Annotated in this window: 16 protein-coding genes, 1 pseudogene and 1 riboswitch; of the genes and pseudogenes, 7 read left to right on the forward strand and 10 right to left on the reverse strand. The window is 71.3% G+C overall.

Annotated features, from left to right (window positions below; translation table 11 throughout):
• Window positions 1-93: 93 nt before the first annotated feature.
• The gene (locus ACIQRW_RS23775; protein ID WP_403763763.1) at window positions 94-720 is read right to left on the reverse strand and encodes a class I SAM-dependent methyltransferase; all 627 of its coding nucleotides are present in this window, start codon (window positions 718-720) and stop codon (window positions 94-96) included.
• A 151-nt stretch (window positions 721-871) separates the two neighbouring features.
• Between ACIQRW_RS23775 and ACIQRW_RS23780 the strand changes: the two are divergent.
• Window positions 872-1031 (forward strand): annotated as a pseudogene (locus ACIQRW_RS23780) (APH(3'') family aminoglycoside O-phosphotransferase); the annotation flags it as partial.
• Between the two features lie 77 nt (window positions 1032-1108).
• On the opposite strand, the gene ACIQRW_RS23785 reads toward ACIQRW_RS23780, so the two are convergent.
• Window positions 1109-1936: a class I SAM-dependent methyltransferase gene (locus tag ACIQRW_RS23785; RefSeq protein WP_403763766.1), complete on the reverse strand. Its 828-nt coding sequence runs from the start codon at window positions 1934-1936 to the stop codon at window positions 1109-1111.
• Between the two features lie 445 nt (window positions 1937-2381).
• On the opposite strand from ACIQRW_RS23785, the gene ACIQRW_RS23790 reads away from it, so the two are divergent.
• From ACIQRW_RS23790 to ACIQRW_RS23800, 3 genes are all read left to right on the forward strand, one after another.
• Window positions 2382-3254 carry an alpha/beta fold hydrolase gene (locus ACIQRW_RS23790; protein ID WP_403763769.1) on the forward strand — a complete coding sequence of 291 codons (873 nt, stop codon included), beginning with the start codon at window positions 2382-2384 and terminating at the stop codon, window positions 3252-3254.
• A 989-nt stretch (window positions 3255-4243) separates the two neighbouring features.
• Complete coding sequence (locus ACIQRW_RS23795) at window positions 4244-4900, forward strand: DedA family protein (protein WP_403763772.1); 657 nt, start codon at window positions 4244-4246, stop codon at window positions 4898-4900.
• Between the two features lie 147 nt (window positions 4901-5047).
• Window positions 5048-5605 carry a tellurite resistance TerB family protein gene (locus ACIQRW_RS23800; protein ID WP_403763775.1) on the forward strand — a complete coding sequence of 186 codons (558 nt, stop codon included), beginning with the start codon at window positions 5048-5050 and terminating at the stop codon, window positions 5603-5605.
• Window positions 5606-5685: 80 nt separating this feature from the next.
• On the opposite strand, the gene ACIQRW_RS23805 is transcribed toward ACIQRW_RS23800, so the two are convergent.
• From ACIQRW_RS23805 to ACIQRW_RS23815, 3 genes are all read right to left on the reverse strand, one after another.
• Window positions 5686-5883: a ferredoxin gene (locus ACIQRW_RS23805; protein ID WP_403763778.1), complete on the reverse strand. Its 198-nt coding sequence runs from the start codon at window positions 5881-5883 to the stop codon at window positions 5686-5688.
• Between the two features lie 5 nt (window positions 5884-5888).
• Window positions 5889-7139 (reverse strand): cytochrome P450, encoded by a 1251-nt coding sequence (locus tag ACIQRW_RS23810; protein WP_403763781.1) that lies wholly within the window; start codon window positions 7137-7139, stop codon window positions 5889-5891.
• 346 nt (window positions 7140-7485) lie between these two features.
• Window positions 7486-7977, reverse strand: coding sequence for an FBP domain-containing protein (locus tag ACIQRW_RS23815; RefSeq protein WP_403763783.1), 492 nt, complete (start codon window positions 7975-7977; stop codon window positions 7486-7488).
• 82 nt (window positions 7978-8059) lie between these two features.
• Between ACIQRW_RS23815 and ACIQRW_RS23820 the strand changes: the two genes are divergently transcribed.
• Entirely contained in the window at window positions 8060-8647 is a 588-nt protein-coding gene (locus ACIQRW_RS23820; protein WP_403763785.1) for a TetR/AcrR family transcriptional regulator, read from the forward strand.
• Between the two features lie 71 nt (window positions 8648-8718).
• Complete coding sequence (locus ACIQRW_RS23825) at window positions 8719-9903, forward strand: GDSL-type esterase/lipase family protein (RefSeq protein ID WP_403763787.1); 1185 nt, start codon at window positions 8719-8721, stop codon at window positions 9901-9903.
• 123 nt (window positions 9904-10026) lie between these two features.
• Here the strand turns inward: ACIQRW_RS23825 and ACIQRW_RS23830 are convergent, their stop codons facing one another.
• The gene (locus tag ACIQRW_RS23830) at window positions 10027-10605 is read right to left on the reverse strand and encodes a snapalysin family zinc-dependent metalloprotease (protein ID WP_403763789.1); all 579 of its coding nucleotides are present in this window, start codon (window positions 10603-10605) and stop codon (window positions 10027-10029) included.
• Between the two features lie 284 nt (window positions 10606-10889).
• On the opposite strand from ACIQRW_RS23830, the gene ACIQRW_RS23835 reads away from it, so the two are divergent.
• The gene (locus ACIQRW_RS23835; RefSeq protein WP_403763791.1) at window positions 10890-11858 is read left to right on the forward strand and encodes an NAD-dependent protein deacetylase; all 969 of its coding nucleotides are present in this window, start codon (window positions 10890-10892) and stop codon (window positions 11856-11858) included.
• Here the strand turns inward: ACIQRW_RS23835 and ACIQRW_RS23840 are convergent.
• The 4 genes from ACIQRW_RS23840 to ACIQRW_RS23855 all read right to left on the reverse strand — a co-directional run bounded on the left by ACIQRW_RS23840 (window position 11818) and on the right by ACIQRW_RS23855 (window position 16204).
• Entirely contained in the window at window positions 11818-12840 is a 1023-nt protein-coding gene (locus tag ACIQRW_RS23840) for an ABC transporter substrate-binding protein (protein ID WP_403763793.1), read from the reverse strand. The genes ACIQRW_RS23835 and ACIQRW_RS23840 overlap by 41 nt on opposite strands.
• Before the next feature lie 16 nt (window positions 12841-12856).
• Complete coding sequence (locus tag ACIQRW_RS23845) at window positions 12857-13639, reverse strand: ABC transporter ATP-binding protein (protein WP_403763795.1); 783 nt, start codon at window positions 13637-13639, stop codon at window positions 12857-12859.
• A complete protein-coding gene (locus tag ACIQRW_RS23850; protein WP_403763797.1) occupies window positions 13639-14748 on the reverse strand; it encodes a FecCD family ABC transporter permease in 1110 nt (369 codons plus the stop codon). Before ACIQRW_RS23850 ends, ACIQRW_RS23845 begins: the two co-directional genes overlap by 1 nt.
• Before the next feature lie 100 nt (window positions 14749-14848).
• Window positions 14849-14974, reverse strand: a riboswitch (cobalamin riboswitch).
• A 105-nt stretch (window positions 14975-15079) separates the two neighbouring features.
• Window positions 15080-16204 carry an endonuclease/exonuclease/phosphatase family protein gene (locus ACIQRW_RS23855; RefSeq protein ID WP_403763799.1) on the reverse strand — a complete coding sequence of 375 codons (1125 nt, stop codon included), beginning with the start codon at window positions 16202-16204 and terminating at the stop codon, window positions 15080-15082.
• Window positions 16205-16217 lie beyond the last annotated feature (13 nt).

The raw sequence follows: 16217 nt of genomic DNA on the forward strand, positions 1-16217 counted from the left end.
CCGGTATCTCCAGGTCCTGGGACAGGAAGGATCGCGAAAGGGGGCTGTCGGTGAGCGAGCGGCTGGGAGCGGGCTCCCGGAGAGGCCGCGGGTTCACGTGGCGGGTCGGGTGTGCACGCTGACCGCGTAGCCGCCGCCGTCGTCGTACGGGTCGCCGCTCCAGGTCGCGTAGCGCTGCCGCAGGGTCAGTCCGGCCCGGGCGCACCACCGGTCGAACTCGGTGATGGTCACCGGAGCTTCGTCGAGCGGCAGGTGGGCCGCGTCCAGTCCCATGCCGGTGACCAGCAGACCGCCGGGGCGCAGGGCGGCGGCCAGGTGCCCGACGACGCTCGCTCCGGTGCCGGGGGCCAGCAGGGGGATGACGTTTCCGGCGGCGAGCACCAGGTCGAAGCCGGGATCGAGGCCGAGGGCGTCCAGCCGGGCCAGGTCGCCGAGGAGCCAGTCCTGTGTGGGTGCTTCGCGGCGCGCGACGGCGAGCATCGAGGAGTCGACGTCCACGCCGGTGCAATGGTGGCCCAGTTCGGCGAGGCGGATCGCGATCCGGCCGGTGCCGCAGCCCGCGTCGAGTACTCGGGCGGCCGGTCGCAGCAACGCGGCGCAGAAGGAGGCCTCGCCGTGGATGTCGTGGCCCGACTCGGCGAGCCGTGCGAACCGCTGGGCGTATTCCTCCCCAGCCTGTCCACCGGTCAGTTCCGCCCAACGGTCGCGTTGCCCAGTCATGTTCAGCTTGCCTTCCGGTCAGCCCCCAGCGGGAGCATAAGCGAGCCTGTCACACGGAGTCCGGTTCGGGTGGCTCCGGGTCGGCCCGGTAGGCCGGGCCGGCTGGAGTTTCCGCCATGAGGATCACTGCGAGCCCGGGGCCGTCTCGCCGGTGCTGTTCGACGTGGGGGGCGACTGGATGTTGTCACCGCGGGCGCATCGGGGGCCTCAGTCTTCCGCGCCGCGGACGCCACCCGGCACATCGCGGAGGCGGTCCGCCGGCTGCACGAGGTGACGGTGGCCTCCGTTCCGCCGAGGACTGGATTCCGTGGGGGGCGGAACCCACGGTGGCGGACTCGTCCGGTACGGCGACGCGCCCGCGGGGGTTCCGGCCGACGGCCCGTGCCGGTCAGCCCGTGGGTCCCTCGGGCTTCCGCCCCCAGGCCGTGAGCATGCCGGCCGACAGCGCGGCGCACTCGTCGCTCTCCAGGTACCGCACCGCCGCGTCGACGGCCGCGTCGTCGACCAGGCCGGTGGAGAGCATCGCCTCCCTGCTGCGCTGCCATGTGTCGGCCCAGAAGCGGCTGATGGCGCTGCCGGGTCCCAGCGGCGGCACGTGGATCTCCGCCGCCACGTGCTCGAACCCCGCCCCGCGCAGGAGGTTCGGGTACGACGGAACCCAGGAGACATCGGTGCCGATGGTGGTCCGCAGCCCCTGCCACATCGCCCGCATCGCCGTGGTGTACGGGGTGGGCGGCGTCCGGTCGCTCGTCAGGTCGATCGCGTCGCTGAGCACCAGGACGCCGCCGGGCGTGAGGAGTTCGGCCAGGTGTCCGATCAGGCGGTTCCGCTCGGGCAGGTGCATCAGCACGAAGCGCGCGTGAACGAGCTGGAAGCCGCCGGGCGCGAAGCCGGGTCGGGTGATGTCGGCCTGCAGCACCTGAAGGCCGGGGACGGGGCGTGCGTTCAGGAACCGTACGTCGCGGTCCACGGCAAGCACGCTCGCCACCCCGGCCTCTCCCAGCAGCCGGCGGGAGACCGTGCCGGTTCCGGCGCCGATGTCTAGGCAGCGCCATCCCGGGCCGGCTCCGAGAGCCCTCAGCCGGGCCATCGTGAAGTCGTCGTAGGCGACGGCACCGAAGTCGACGCGTTCCTCCTCCCCCGCCCTGTCGGGGCGGAAGAAGGTCTCGCCGTAACGGCCGTCTCCCGGCGCGCTCCCGGGCGGAGGGGCGTTCACGCCGTCACCGGTACGACGTCGAATCGGGCGTCCGTGTTCCGCCGCGGCCCTCGGCCGTCGGTAGGGGGGATCAGCGGATCGTCGAGCGGTTTCATGGCCGGGCCTCTCCACGCGACGGGGCGGTGCGGGGGCGGTCCCGGCCGGGGCCGCCCCCGGCCATCCTCCATCTGCGGTCGTCCGCTCGGCCGAGGCTCGCCGCGCCCGGGGCCGATCGGTGCGAACCGGGTGGGTGCGCGCGGGTCCTGAGGTCAGGGCTGGACCGGCATGGACCAGCAGTTGGAGGTGGACGGTTTCCCGGCGAGCCGGTCCGTCAGCCGGCCGATCGCATCGCCCTGGTCGGTGAGGAGGGGCACGGCTTTCGATCTAACCCCTCAAATCCTGTTGACAGGTCATATCGGAGCGGCATGATGGACCTAACCAGTAAATCAATCCAGAAGGGTTAGCCATGACTGCGGTCCACCACCGCTACGCGGACGTACAGGGACAGCGGATCTTCTACCGGGAGGCCGGCGACGCCGACGCACCCGCCGTCGTGCTGCTGCACGGCTTCCCCACCAGTTCGTTCATGTTCCGCGAGCTGATTCCCGCGCTGGCCGAGCGCTTCCACGTGATCGCGCCCGACCACCTGGGTTTCGGCCTTTCCGCCGCCCCCTCGGTCGACGCGTTCACCTACACCTTCGACGCACTGGCCGAGCTGACCGCGCGACTGCTCGAACAGCTGGGGGTGCGCCACTACGCCATCTATGTCCAGGACTACGGAGCGCCGATCGGCTGGCGGCTCGCGCTTGCCGACCCCGGGGCCATCACGGCGATCATCACGCAGAACGGCAACGGCTACGACGCGGGCTTCGTCGAGAGCTTCTGGAAGCCGATCCGGGACTACCAGCGCGAGCAGACACCCGAGAACGAGGCGCACGCGCGCGGCGCGCTGACCCTGGACGGCATCAAGTGGCAGTACGTCACCGGCGCTCCGGACGAGAGCGTCGTCAGCCCCGACACCTGGCACCACGATTTCGCCCTCGTCTCCCGCCCCGGCAACGACGAGGTCCAGCTGTCGCTGTTCCGTGACTACGCCAGCAACTCGCCGCTGTACCCGGCGCTGCACACGTACCTTCGCGCGCACCGGCCGCCGGTTCTCGCGGTATGGGGCAGGAACGACCCGATCTTCGGCCCCGACGGCGCCCGCGCCTTCGCCGATGACGTTCCGGACGCCGAGATCCACCTCCTCGACGGCGGGCACTTCCTGCTGGAAAGCGCCGGCGACACGGTTGCCGCGCTCATCCTCGGTTTCCTGGGCCGCGTTCAGGGCGCGGCCTGACCACGCCAGGGCCCCTTCGGCGGGAAGCCTTAAGGCGGCGTGCGCCCGGCGCCGGCCACCGTCCACGGCCGGCGCGGGGCGCACGCCGGGCCCGTCCTGCCGCTGCGGCCGAGCGACCCCGCCGCCCGGCCGGACCGGTGGACGTACGGCCGTCGCAGCGCGTGAGCCGTACGGCGAAATGAGCTTCAGGTTCGCTTCAGTTCGGGCTGTTAGAGTGCAGTCCTGCGGCGGCAATTCGCCGAGCGGCTTTGGCACTTCGCCCTACGAGCCGAATCGACCGGGACAGGGAGCGTAGGAATGCGCTGCAGGGAGATGCTGGCCTTCTACGCCGGTATCGCCGTGCTCCTGATGATTTCCGCGTTCGCTCTCGGCGCCTCCGCCCAGACCCTGCAGACCATCGACACGGCAGCTCATTCTCCCTCCGTGTCCGTATTCGACGGGTCAGGGCCGAGCGCTCCGCTGGACGGCGTCGACGGTGACGTCACGCTCCAGCACCGCCACAAAGCGGGAAGCACGACGGCCTCACCCCCCGTGCAGGCAGGCATTCCCTCCTCATCACCGGATCTCCACGACTGCGCGACGGATGTCGCCCGGCAGCATTCTTCGCACTCAGGATCGCGAAGCCCTGTCCGTATCCAGATCCTTCGCTGCTGAGCGGAGCCTCCGATCACCCTGCGGCACCCTCCGGGTCCCGCGCAGCCCGACGCCCTGCGGTGGCTCGGCGTTCGCCCCGGTGACTTGCACCATGCTCGCCCCCTTCGGTGAGCAGGCCCCCGGTGGCCCCCGGGCAGTGAATCTTCCGCTCGCGGATACGTGCCATCACGTCCCGCGCCATGCGGAATTCCGCCCCGATTCGCTCGTGATGGGGCTCGGATACCTCTCTCGGAATTCGTCCGGATCCTGTGGAATTTCCGGCCCCGAAAAGATATGACGCCGAGTTGGTCAGCACTCCGACCTCGGCCCCCTACTCAGTCCTGGAGCAGACGCACATGCAGCATTTCCCTCTCGCCTCGGAGCCGGCGAGTGGCATCGCAGGGTGGGCGACCAGCCTTGTCGAAACCATGGGCGGCCCCGGGGCCGGGCTGGCGATCGCCTTGGAGAATCTCTTTCCGCCGTTGCCGAGCGAAATCATTCTGCCGCTGACGGGTTTTGCCGCGGGGCAGGGAGTGATCAGCCTGTTCTCCGCCCTGTTCTGGACGACGCTGGGGTCGGTGGTGGGGGCTGTCGCCCTCTATCAGATCGGCGCCCTCTTCGGCCGGGACCGCATGTACGCCCTGTGGGAGCGGCTTCCCCTGGTGAAGGTCTCCGACCTCAAGAAGACCGAAGATTGGTTCGTCAAGCACGGCATGAAGGCCATCTTCTTCGGCCGGATGATTCCGATCTTTCGCAGCCTGATCAGCGTCCCGGCAGGCCTTGAGCGGATGCCTCTGCCGATCTTCGTACTCCTCACCGCTCTGGGCAGCTTCATATGGAACTTCATCCTCGTCATGGCCGGATATCTGCTGGGTGATCAGTGGGAGCTCGTGGAGAGTTACGTCGGGGTGCTCTCGAAGGTTGTTCTGGTACTGGTGGTCGTGGCGCTGGCCGTGGCGGTCGGTCGCAGGCTGCGTTCCCGTCGACGTGATCGGCAGAAGGACCACGTGTGACCGGTTCGCCGAACCACCCGGTGCCGCCTGCTCCGGGAGGCTCACCGGTCACCGGGCGAGGGCCGCCGACGAGTGGTCCACGAAGAATGGTTGCAAGCGGCCGCGCACATCGCGCGGACCATAGATCCGATCGACAAGGTGGCACGCATGGCTATGTGGGACCGCATCAAGGACCAGGCCAAGGGGCTGCAGCAGCAGCAGCAGTCGCAGGGCACGAGGGGCCCTGCCGGCCAGCGGCAGGCGGGTACGGGGGCCGCGGGCGGCTCGAAGGAGAAGTTGGTGGGGCTGCTCAAGTCGCAGCTCGGCTCCCTCAAGACGGAGCTCAAGAGCGGGGCATACCGGGACGCCAGTATGGCGATGTGTGCTCTGGTCGCGGCCGCCGACGGGTCTGTCGACCCCGCCGAGCGGCACCACGTGGAGACGCTGATCCTGCAGAACGACGTCCTGCAGAACTTCCCTCCGGAGCAGTTGCGGCAGAGGTTCAACAAGCATGTCGATCAGATGATGTTCAACTTCCAGCAGGGCAAGACCGAGGCCATGCAGGAGATCGCCAAGGCCGCGAAGAAGCCTGTGGAGGCCAAGGCGGTCGTCCAGACCGGCTTCGTGATCGCCGGTGCGGACGGGTACATCGCCCCGGCGGAGGCGCAGGTTCTGCGGGAAGCGTGCATGGCGCTCGGGGTGTCCCCGCAGGAGTTCGGCCTCTGATCCGGCCGGTGCGTTCTCCGTAGCGGCGGGAACCCGGCGGGCGCGACCGTGTCGCGTCCCGCCGGGCCCGGGCCGGCCCGTCAGTCGTCGGTCAGGGACACCGCCCCGACCGGGCAGGCCCGTACGGCCTCCCGCACCAGCGGGTGGTCCCCCGCCCCCGCCGTGCGGCCGGGAAGCATCTCGCTGAACCCGTCGTCGTCCTGCGTGAACACACCCGGCGCGGTCAGCGCGCACATGCCGGCCCCCACGCAGCGTTCCTTGTCGACCTGGACGCCCATGCCGCTCACCAGGCCACGGGCAGTTCCAGAAGACCCTGGATCGTGTCCCCGGGTTTGTGCTGGATCTCGTGCGCGGGCACGGCCAGCCTGAGTGCCGGCAGCCGCTCGAACAGCGTACGCAGAGCGATGTCGAGCTCGGTGCGGGCCAGGTTCTGGCCCAGGCACTGGTGGACGCCGAAGCCGAAGGCGAGGTGGTGGCGGGAAGTCCGGTCCCAGTCGAGCGTCTCCGGATTCTCGTACACCTCGGTGTCGCGGTTGATGAGCGAGGTCGAGAAGAACACGCCCTCTCCCTCGCGGATCGTCGTCCCGGCCACCTCGATGTCCTCGGTGGCCAGCCGCTGCAGACCCTCGGCGATGGACAGGAACCGCAGCAGCTCCTCGACCACCGCGGCCGTCGTCGTCTCTCCGGACCGCAGCGCCGCCAGTTGTCCCGGGTGCCTCAGCAGCGTGAACGTGCCGAGCGAGATCATGTTCGCCGTCGTCTCGTGCCCCGCGACGAGCAGGATCACCGCGAACGAGACGAGGTCGTCGCGGTCGACGGGCCCGTCGGGATGGTCCCGGTGGATCAGCTCGTCCAGGAGCCCCTCCCCCGGCTCCACCCGTTTGCGGTCGATCAGGGCGCCCAGATACCCCTCCAGCTCGATCCGGGCCTTGTCCACATCGGCCGCGCCGGGCCCCCGCAGCAGCCGCCGCGAGCAGCCCTCGAAGAACTCGTGGTCGGCGTACGGCACACCGAGGAGCGCGCAGATCACCATCGACGGCACCGGCAGTGCGAAGTCGGCGACCAGCTCGGACGGCGGCCCCTGCCGCTCCATCGCGTCCAGCAGTCTGTCCACCGTTTCCTGGATGCGAGGGCGCAGCGCGGCGATCCGCTTCACCGAGAAGCTCGGGATGAGCATCCTGCGCTGGGCGTTGTGCTCGGGGTCGTCGACGCCGAGCAGAGCCACGCGCCGCCGCTGCACCATCGCGAACCGCTCGGCCGGAACGGGGAAGTCGGGACGGGTGCGATCGGTGGACAGTCGCGGATCCGCGAGCAGCCGACGGGCCAGGGCGTGGCCGGTGACCGCCCAGACCGGACGTCCGTCGAAGAGGGTGACCCGGCTCAACGGCCGGCCCGCGCGCAGCGGTTCGTACCCGGTGGGCGGGTGGTAGGGGCACTCGCGGTCCTGCGGGAACGGTGTCGCGGAGGTCGGTTGCGTCGAAGGGCCGGTGAGAGCGGGGTCCTGGCGGGCCGGTTCCGTCGTGGATTCCGTCATGGGAGCGGTCCCCTCGCAGTGCTCGGTGAATAGGTGCGGAGCGGGTCGCTCCGCTCCTCCCCTCCAATTGGATGCCCCAGGCACCTATTGGGTCGACGTTCGGACCGGCCAGATCGCGGGATGGCGAATCTGGCCGGTGCCTTTCGCACACGGTCGAACGGTTTCGCATCCGCTCAGGTCCAGCGGGTGCGGCGGAGCGGCATCGGAGCGAGCACCGCCCCTTCCGCGGCCGGAACCGTTCACCGCGGCGTCCGGAACCTTGCCGTCGGCCATGTCGTCCACGATGGGCGGAGGCCCGCGCGTGCTTTCCGTGCCGGACGGCGATGCCTCCGCCGGACGTGTCGGGTCACCCCGTCACTCTGGCGATGAACGCCTCGACGTTCACCACGGTTCGCTCGATCTGCTGCTCCAGGGTGAGGGACTCGCGGAGCCGTGACCCGACGCCCGCGTCCTTCTTCCCGCGTACGTAGAGCGAGCAGGCGAGATCGCTGCACATGTAGGCGCCGACCGAGTTGCCCTGCTGGCCCGCCTTCCCGGCCCTGGGGGCCACGAGCAGGGAGACGCCTCCAGTGTGGACGGTCACGCACAGCGAACACATACTGCGGCGGGTCTGCCAGGACCCGGCGTCCGAGGAGCGCAGTTGGATGCCGACGGACCCCTCGCCCGATGCGAGCACGAGGTAGGCCCGGTCGGGGGCCTGCGGGTCGCGCCAGCCCAGGAAGTCCAGGTCGCCCCAGGGCCGGTCGGCGAGGTCGCGGGGAACGGACAGGCGCTTGGCCTCGCCTTTGGTGCAGTTCACGAAGGCGGCACGGATCTCTTGCTCGGTCAGGGGCTTCATGGAACTCACGCTAATTTGCCTAATCTCATTAGGCAAACATATATTTTCGTAGGCAATCGCAGGTGAGCGCTCGGAGGGTCGCATGGCACGAGCAGGACTGGCCGCGGAACGCGTCGTACGGGCGGGGGCCGAGCTGGCGGACGAGATCGGCTTCGAGCAGGTGACCCCGTCGGAGCTCGCCCGGAAGCTGGGCATCAGGACCGCGAGCCTGTACTCGCACGTCAAGAACGCCCATGACCTCAAGACGAAGATCGCCCTGCTGGCCCTGGAAGAACTCGCCGACCAGGCGTCGGCGGCACTCGCCGGGCGGGCGGGCCGGGACGCGCTCGGCGCCTTCGCCAACGCCTACCGCGACTACGCCCTCCAGCACCCGGGGCGCTTCGCCGCGGCCGGGTTCCGGCTCGACGCGGACGCGGCGGCCGCGAGCGCCGGCGTCCGGCACTCCCGGATGATGCGGGCGATCCTGCGCGGCTACGACCTGACCGAGCTCCAGCAGACCCACGCGGTGCGGCTCCTGGGCAGCGTCTTCAGCGGCTACGTGGGACTGGAGACGGCCGGCGGTTTCCGCCACAGCTCCCCCGACTCCCAGGAGAGCTGGACGGAGATCCTCGACGCGCTCGACTCCCTGCTGCGCAGCTGGCCCGCCCCTCCTGACCCCGCCCCCTCCTGACCCCGCCCCCTTCTGACCCCGCCCCTCGTGACCCCGCCTCCCACCCCTCGACGGACGAAGAGACCGAGAACATGACCACCCGGCACGACTGGACGACGACCCCCATCAGCACCGACATCCTGCGGGGCGCGCTCGACCTGGAGCGGACCGGGCGCGGCATGCTGCCGCACCGGCTGCCCGCGCGGGCACGGCGGCAGATTCCCGACGGCCAGCTGGCCATGGCCGAATCACAGCCCTCCGGGGTCCGGCTGGCGTTCCGCACCCGGGCCACCGCCGTCGAGCTGGACGTGGTGGCCACCAAGCGGGTCTATCCCGGTGCGCCGCCGCGCCCCGACGGCGTGTACGAGCTCCTCGTGGACGGCCGCCCCGCCGCCCGGGCCAGTGCCCCCGACGGCGACACGCTCACCGTCGATCTGGCTTCGATGACCTCGCGGACCCGGCCGGGCCCCGTGGAAACGCTCCGGTTCACCGGACTGCCGGACCAGGAGAAGGACGTCGAGATCTGGCTGCCCCACGACGAGACCACGCTCCTGGTCGCCCTGCGCACCGACGCGCCACTCAGGAGCCCCGGACCGACCGGCCGGCCGGTCTGGCTGCACCACGGCAGTTCCATCAGCCACGGGTCCAACGCCACCACCCCGACCGGCACCTGGCCCGCTCTGGCCGCGAGCCTCGGCGGAGCCGAGCTGATCAACCTGGGGTTCAGCGGCAGCGCCCTGCTCGACCCGTTCACCGCCCGCGCCATGCGCGACACCCCCGCCGACCTGATCAGCGTCAAGATCGGCATCAACCTCGTCAACGCCGACCTGATGCGGTTGCGCGCGTTCGGCCCGGCGGTCCACGGCTTCCTCGACACCATCCGCGAAGGCCACCCCACCGCACCGCTCCTGGTGGTCTCGCCGATCTGCTGCCCCATCCACGAGACCACTCCGGGCCCCTGCGCCCCGGACTACAGCGCGATGAGCGAGGGACGGCTCCGGTTCGTGGCCATCGGCGACCCCGCGGAGAGCGCCGCCGGGAAGCTGACCCTCACCGTCATCCGCGACGAGCTCGCCCGGATCGCCGCCGAACGCGCCGCCACCGACCCCCATCTGCACTACCTCGACGGCCTCGACCTCTACGGCGAGAGCGACCACGCCGAACTCCCGCTCCCCGACGACCTGCACCCGGACCCGGCCGCCCACCGGCGCATCGCCGAACGCTTCGCCCGCCTCGCCTTCGGCCACGACGGTCCGTTCACGCCGAAGAACCGCTGACGCCGGTGCGGATCCTGCGTGTCACCCCGTTCCCGGGTTCCGGCGGCGGCCCGCGGCCGGGAACGGGGTGAGCGGGCGCCGGTTCAGACCGAGCCGGCGCCTCGTGTGTCCTCGTACGACCGGTTACGAGGCGTCCACCAGGACGCGTCCGTCAGCCGGCACGCGCGGGGCGAGGCCGCCCGCGTAGGCGGACTCGACGCGGGACTGCTCGGCCGCGTTCGGTACGGCGTTCTTGCAGCTGACGCCGGCGCTGGATCCCGACATCAGCTGGGAGCAGGGGCCGGGCTTGGTGTCCGGCAGCCCCAGGCTGTGGCCGATCTCGTGAGCGGCGATGCGGGTCTTGTCGTGACCCTGGGCGACTGCCTGACTGCCCAGCTCCACCCTGACCTGGCCGCCGGGCCGGACCGGGCCGAGCGTGGCCTGCGGCCAGCCGCTGGTGGCCACGATCTGTATCTCGGCACGCGTGCCGGGTGCGGCCTCGACCAGCTTGACGTTGTCGACGTTGGAGTTCCACGAGGCGACCCCTGCCGCGATCGCCGCCTCCCAGCCGCCTGCCCGGCTGTCGTCGTACCGGAGCGTCACCACGGCGGACGCGTTCTCCGCCGCCGGGGCCGACGCGGGAGCGGCCTGCGCCGCCGTGGCTGTGGCCAGGGTGATCGCCGCGGCGACACCGACTGCCTTGAACCATCTGGATTCCAGCATTGCTGTCCCTTCACTCTCATGGGGGGCTCGGCTCCGCGTGGAGCCGAGGGAGTGGGAGGACGGTCCCCGCGAACCGTAGGAACACAGGGGCCGGTTGCCGATCCTCCCGGGGCCGCAGGACCTATGCCGCGATCGCGCCTTGATCATGCACCTGTCACGAAATGAGGCCGGAAACGCACCCTGCCGGGATCTGGGTTCCGGGCCCTTCGTCCCATCGGGTCGCCGCGGCGGCCCCGTCGCCCGGCATCGTCGCCCCCCGGGGGCATGTTCCGTACCCTGAGGGCATGCGCATGCGACCCACCCTGAGCTGGACCTCCGCCGAGGAGCCGCTGCCGGGCAGCACGGACCTGGAGCCGGTCGTCGAGGCGCTGCGCGGGGGCGGTGTGCTGGTCCTGAGCGGCGCGGGCATCTCCACGGAGTCGGGCATCCCCGACTACCGGGGCGAGGGCGGGAGCCTGAGCCGCCACACCCCGATGACCTACCAGGACTTCACCGCCGACGCCGGGGCCCGTCGCCGGTACTGGGCGCGCAGCCATCTCGGCTGGCGTACGTTCGGTCGCGCCCGGCCCAACGCCGGGCACCGGGCCGTGGCCGCGTTCGGGCGGCAGGGGCTGCTCTCGGGTGTGATCACCCAGAACGTCGACGGCCTGCACCAGGCCGCCGGCAGCGCGGACGTCGTGGACCTCCATGGCCGTCTGGACCGGGTCGTCTGTCTGTCCTGCGGCGCCTCCAGCCCGCGCACCGAGCTGGCGCGCCGGCTGGAGGAGGCCAACGAGGGCTTCGCCCCGGTGGCCGCCTCGATGAACCCGGACGGGGACGCCGATCTCACGGACGAGCAGGTCGGGGACTTCCGGGTGGTGCCATGTTCGGTCTGCGGCGGCGTACTCAAACCGGACGTGGTGTTCTTCGGCGAGTCCGTGCCCCCGCAGCGGGTCGAGCGCTGCCGCGCGCTGGTCCGCGGGGCGAGCGCCCTGCTGGTCCTGGGCTCCTCGCTGACGGTGATGTCCGGGCTCCGGTTCGTCCGCCAGGCCGAACGGGCGGGGGTACCGGTACTGATCGTCAACAGGGACCCGACCCGGGGTGACCGGCACGCCCCGACCCGTATCGCACTCCCGCTGGGCGACGCCCTCACCACCGCGGCCGGCCGGCTGGGCGTTCCCGTCGACGACGGGACGACGGGGACCGGACGAGGTGACGGGGCGTCTTTGGGCCCTACCGGGCGAACTCCCTCAGGTCCTCCGCCAGCGAGCTGATGGCCGCGGGATTACGAGGGCTCTCGACCAGGTCCACGTAGTCGAGCACGACGATCCGGTCGTTCAGAATCGCGGATACGCCGGCGAGCGGCTTGTAGGACTTCAGGAACCTCCGCTTCTCGTCCGCTCCGGTGTCGCCGTAGTCGTTGATGACGATGACCTCGGGGTCGCGGTCGACCACGGTCTCCCAGCCCACCGTCGTCCAGCTGTCCTTGAGGTCCTTCATGATGTGGTCGCCGCCGGCCTTGGTGATGATGTCGTGCGGTCCGGCGTACGCGCCCGAGGTCAGCGGCTTGTCCTTCCCGTCGTCGTACAGGAAGACGCGGAGGCGGTCGCCGCCCTCGGCCGCCTTCGCCCGTGCCCCGGCGACCTCCTCGCGGAACGACGTGATGAGGGTGTCCGCCCGGTCCTCCACGTCGAAGATCTTTCCGAGGTTCCGCAGGTCGGTGTAGAGCGCTTCGAGCGGGGGCATGACTCCGCGGGCCTTGCCCTGCCCGTTGCGGCACGACTCGCTGAGCAGGTACGAGTCGATGCCCACCCGCTCCAGTTCGGCGGGGGTGAAACCCTCACCCTCGTTGAATCCGTAGTTCCAGCCGGCGAAGACCAGGTCGGCGCGGGCGTCGAGGACCAGTTCCTTGTTGATCCGCTCCTTGGAGAGCCACTTGGTCTTCTTGTAGCCGTCCTTCCAGGGGACGGACGTCATGTCGCCCTTGTCGTCGGGCATCACGTACCCGGCCATGTGGTCCTCGAGTCCGAGCGAGAACATGATCTCGGTGATGCCGGTGTCGTTGGTGACGACGCGTTGCGGGGCCTTGTCGTACGTCTTCTTCTCCCCGCAGTTCTCGACGGTCACCGGGTAGTGGCGGCCGGCCCCGGACTCGCCGGTCTTCCCGTCGGCCTGTGAGGTGACGTCCGCTCCGCAGCCGGTGAGGGCCAGGGCGGCCGCGAGCACGAGGGCCGCGGGACGCAGAAGGTTAGGCATGGTGGTCGAGGCTCCTTCAGGAGGTGGGGTCGGCAGGGGGAAGGTCGAAGAGCAGTTGGAGCGCGCCGGTCTCCGGATGTGCGACACGGTGCGCCCGTACGCCGAAGACGTCGGCCAGCAGCTCGGTGGTCAGGACCGCGTGCGGGGCCCCGGAGGCGACGATCCGGCCGCTGTCGATGACATGGACCAGGTCGCAGTGCAGGGCCGCCAGATTCAGGTCGTGCAGGGCGGTGAGCACGGTCAGGCCGCTGCCGCGGACCAGGGCGAGGACTTCCAACTGGTGGGCGATGTCCAGGTGGTTGGTGGGTTCGTCGAGCACCAGGACCCGCGGCTGCTGGGCGAGGGCGCGGGCGATCAGGACACGCTGCCGCTCGCCGCCGGAGAGGGTGAGGAAGCCGCGTTCGGCCAGGTGTCCCGCGCCGACCCCCGCCAGCGCCTCTTCGCAGAGGCGGCGGTCCTCGTCGGATGCCCGGGCCACCGGCCCCTGGTGCGGCAGCCGCCCCATGGCGACGATCTCGGCGACGGTGAAGTCGAAGTCGGCGGCCGCGTCCTGGGGAAGGGCCGCCAGTCGTCGGGCGCCTTCCCGCGCGCTCAGGGCGTGAAGGTCCTCACCGCCGATCCTCACGGCGCCGGCCGTGGGGCGCAGGGCCCGGTAGACACAGCGCAACAGGGTCGACTTCCCGCTGCCGTTGGGACCGACCAGGCCGACGAGCTGCCCCTCGGCCGCGCCCAGGTTGACCTGGTCCACCAGCCGTGCACCGGCGATCTCGACGGTCAGCGCGTCGATGTCGATCCGCATCAGATGCCTCCGAAGGAGTAGGAGCGCCGGCGCATGAGGAGGATGAAGCAGGGAACGCCGATGACCGCGGTGAGGACGCCCACCGGCAGCTCGGCCGGCGCCAGCACCACGCGCGAGAGGATGTCCACCCAGATCAGCAGGACGGCTCCCGCCAGGGGGGCGACGGCCAGGAGCCGGCGGTGGTCCGCGCCGACCAGCATCCGTGCGGCGTGCGGGACCATCAGGCCGACGAAGCCGATCGCTCCGCTCACCGCGACGACCGCCCCGGTGACGGCCGCGGAGACGAGGAAGAGCTCCTTGCGCAGTCTCCCGGGATCGACCCCGAGTGCGGCGGCGGTCTCGTCCCCCATGGCGAGTGCGTTCAGGCGCCGTGCCGACCAGCCGAGGTGCGCGAGGCCGGCGAGCACCGCGCCGGCGGCGATCGGCACAGCGGCCCAGTTGGCCCCGCTCAGGCTGCCGAGCAGCCACATCATCGCGGAGCGGGCCGCTTCCCCGCGCTCGGCCGCGAACACCATGAACGTGGTGACGGCGGAGAACCCGTAGTACATCGCGGTTCCCGTCAGGACCAGCCGGAGCGGGGTCAGTCCGCGTTCGGTGCGGGCGACCGCGTACACGAGCAGCATGGCGAGGAGCGCGGAGAGGAACGCCGCCGTGGACAGGGCCCAGATGCCCAGCGCTCCCAGGGCCCCGAAGATGAGTACGGCGTTGGCGCCGACCGCCGCGCCCGAGGAGATGCCGAGGACGAACGGGTCGGCCAGCGCGTTGCGCACCATGGCCTGGACGGCGACGCCGATGGCGGACAGGCCGGCCCCGACGACGGCCGCCAGCACGGCTCGTGGCAGGCGCAGTTCCCAGACGATGGTGTAGGCCGGGACCTCGTCGGGGCCGATGGCCCCGCCGGTCAGCCCTGCCCACAGGTAGCGCGTCACCTCCGCCCAGGAGAGCCCCGACGCCCCGAGCGCCGCCCCGCAGACGAGGGAGAGGGGCAGGGCCGCGCACAGGCCGGCCAGGAGGAACGGCAGGGGCACGCGCCGGGGTGGCGCCGGTCCGTTGCCGACGGGCGCGGGGCGCGACGGCTTGGAGGGTATGCGGTCGGAAGACGTGGCCACAGGCCGGTCGCTTTCGCCTCGGGCCGTGCGTCGCGCGATGAGGAGCGGCCCCGGACGGCGGCCGCCCCGCGCAGCGCCCATTCGCAGTCCACGGCGAATCGTCAGGAGCCTTCTCCGCCGCGGGTGATCGGGCTCACGGAACCGGGGGCTCCGTCTACCGTTGCGGGTCAGCGCCGGATTTCGACCGGACTTCCCCCGTGGCGGAACGCAGCCTAGCGCGTGCGTTCGCCCTCCCCCGGTGGAGGGTGAACGGCAGCGGCACGCGGAAGGTCCGGTCACCCGCCCCGAGGTGGGAGGGAGGCCCCGACGTGTCCGGAGGCCTCCGCGGTGTTCACCAACTGATGCGGGCGGCCACCGGGAGGTGGTCGCTGCCGGTCGCGGGCAGCAGCCACGAGCTTTCCGGCTCCACGCCCCGGACCAGGATCTGGTCGATCCGCACCACCGGGAAGGCGGCGGGCCAGCTGAAGCCGAACCCGTCACCCGCCGTCTCCTGCGCCGATCGCATCCGCGAGGTGATGCCCGCGTACGCCCGGTCGTCCAGGGTTCCGTTCAGATCGCCGAGCAGCACCACCCGCTCGTTCCGCTCGGCGGCGACCGCCCGGCCGAGCGACTGCGCGCCGGCGTCCCGTTGGCCCGACGAGAGGCCCGCCCGGGGATTCACGCGTACGGATCCGAGGTGCGCCACGTACACCGCCAGGGGCCCGTGGTCCGTGGCCACCGTGGTGCGCAGTCCCCGGTTGTACTCCAGCTTGACGTCGGCGGGCTTCGCGTCCCCCAGCGGCCCCGCGTCCATCGCGACGTCGACCGGCCGGGTGTCCGACAGCGGCAGCCTGCTCCACACGCCGACCGTGCCCAGCACCGTGTGGTGGGGGTACGTCGTCGCCAGCTCCATCTCGTGCGTCCTCCGGGCCGCCGGGTCCAGCTCTTCCAGTGCCAGCACGTCCGCACCTGAGGCGGCCAGGGCGCGGGCGGTGCCCGCCGTGTCGGGGTTGTCGGCGCCGACGTTGTGGCTGACCACGGTGAGGTCGCCGCCCGGGCGAGACTTGTCGGTGAGCAGCCCGCCGAAGAGGTTCAGCCACACGACGGCCGGCAGCAGCAGCGCGACGAGTGCGGGGACGGAGCGGCGCAGCAGTGCCCCGGCCAGCAGCACCGGGATGAACAGGCCGAACCACGGGAGGAAGGTCTCCACCAGGCTGCCGAGGTTTCCGACCCGGTTCGGGATGCTCGCGTGCAGCAGCAGGAACAGGCCCAGCAGCAGAGCCGCCGCCGCGAGCACCCGGCCGCGCTTCCGGGGACCTGTCCTCGCGCCGGTGTGCCGGGGGTCGGTGTCCCGGGGGCCCGCGTCCCCGAGATCGGCATCGCCGCGCCCGGAACCGGAGGGGGCCACGTCTCTCTGCGCCGTCCCGGCCGTGTCCACGTCGCCCTGTGCGGCACCGGCCGCGTCCACCTGCGTCATCGTCTGTCCTCGC

The sequence above is a fragment of the Streptomyces sp. NPDC091287 genome (genome assembly GCF_044768525.1).
GTDB lineage: Bacteria > Actinomycetota > Actinomycetes > Streptomycetales > Streptomycetaceae > Streptomyces.

Coding starts and splice junctions, on each gene's coding strand:
- ACIQRW_RS23775 (WP_403763763.1), bottom strand. CDS start 720: ATGACTGGGCAACGCGACCGTTGGGCGGAACTGACCGGTGGACAGGCT.
- ACIQRW_RS23790 (WP_403763769.1), top strand. CDS start 2,382: ATGACTGCGGTCCACCACCGCTACGCGGACGTACAGGGACAGCGGATC.
- ACIQRW_RS23795 (WP_403763772.1), top strand. CDS start 4,244: ATGCAGCATTTCCCTCTCGCCTCGGAGCCGGCGAGTGGCATCGCAGGG.
- ACIQRW_RS23800 (WP_403763775.1), top strand. CDS start 5,048: ATGGCTATGTGGGACCGCATCAAGGACCAGGCCAAGGGGCTGCAGCAG.
- ACIQRW_RS23805 (WP_403763778.1), bottom strand. CDS start 5,883: ATGGGCGTCCAGGTCGACAAGGAACGCTGCGTGGGGGCCGGCATGTGC.
- ACIQRW_RS23810 (WP_403763781.1), bottom strand. CDS start 7,139: ATGACGGAATCCACGACGGAACCGGCCCGCCAGGACCCCGCTCTCACC.
- ACIQRW_RS23815 (WP_403763783.1), bottom strand. CDS start 7,977: ATGAAGCCCCTGACCGAGCAAGAGATCCGTGCCGCCTTCGTGAACTGC.
- ACIQRW_RS23820 (WP_403763785.1), top strand. CDS start 8,060: ATGGCACGAGCAGGACTGGCCGCGGAACGCGTCGTACGGGCGGGGGCC.
- ACIQRW_RS23825 (WP_403763787.1), top strand. CDS start 8,719: ATGACCACCCGGCACGACTGGACGACGACCCCCATCAGCACCGACATC.
- ACIQRW_RS23830 (WP_403763789.1), bottom strand. CDS start 10,605: ATGCTGGAATCCAGATGGTTCAAGGCAGTCGGTGTCGCCGCGGCGATC.
- ACIQRW_RS23835 (WP_403763791.1), top strand. CDS start 10,890: ATGCGCATGCGACCCACCCTGAGCTGGACCTCCGCCGAGGAGCCGCTG.
- ACIQRW_RS23840 (WP_403763793.1), bottom strand. CDS start 12,840: ATGCCTAACCTTCTGCGTCCCGCGGCCCTCGTGCTCGCGGCCGCCCTG.
- ACIQRW_RS23845 (WP_403763795.1), bottom strand. CDS start 13,639: ATGCGGATCGACATCGACGCGCTGACCGTCGAGATCGCCGGTGCACGG.
- ACIQRW_RS23855 (WP_403763799.1), bottom strand. CDS start 16,204: ATGACGCAGGTGGACGCGGCCGGTGCCGCACAGGGCGACGTGGACACG.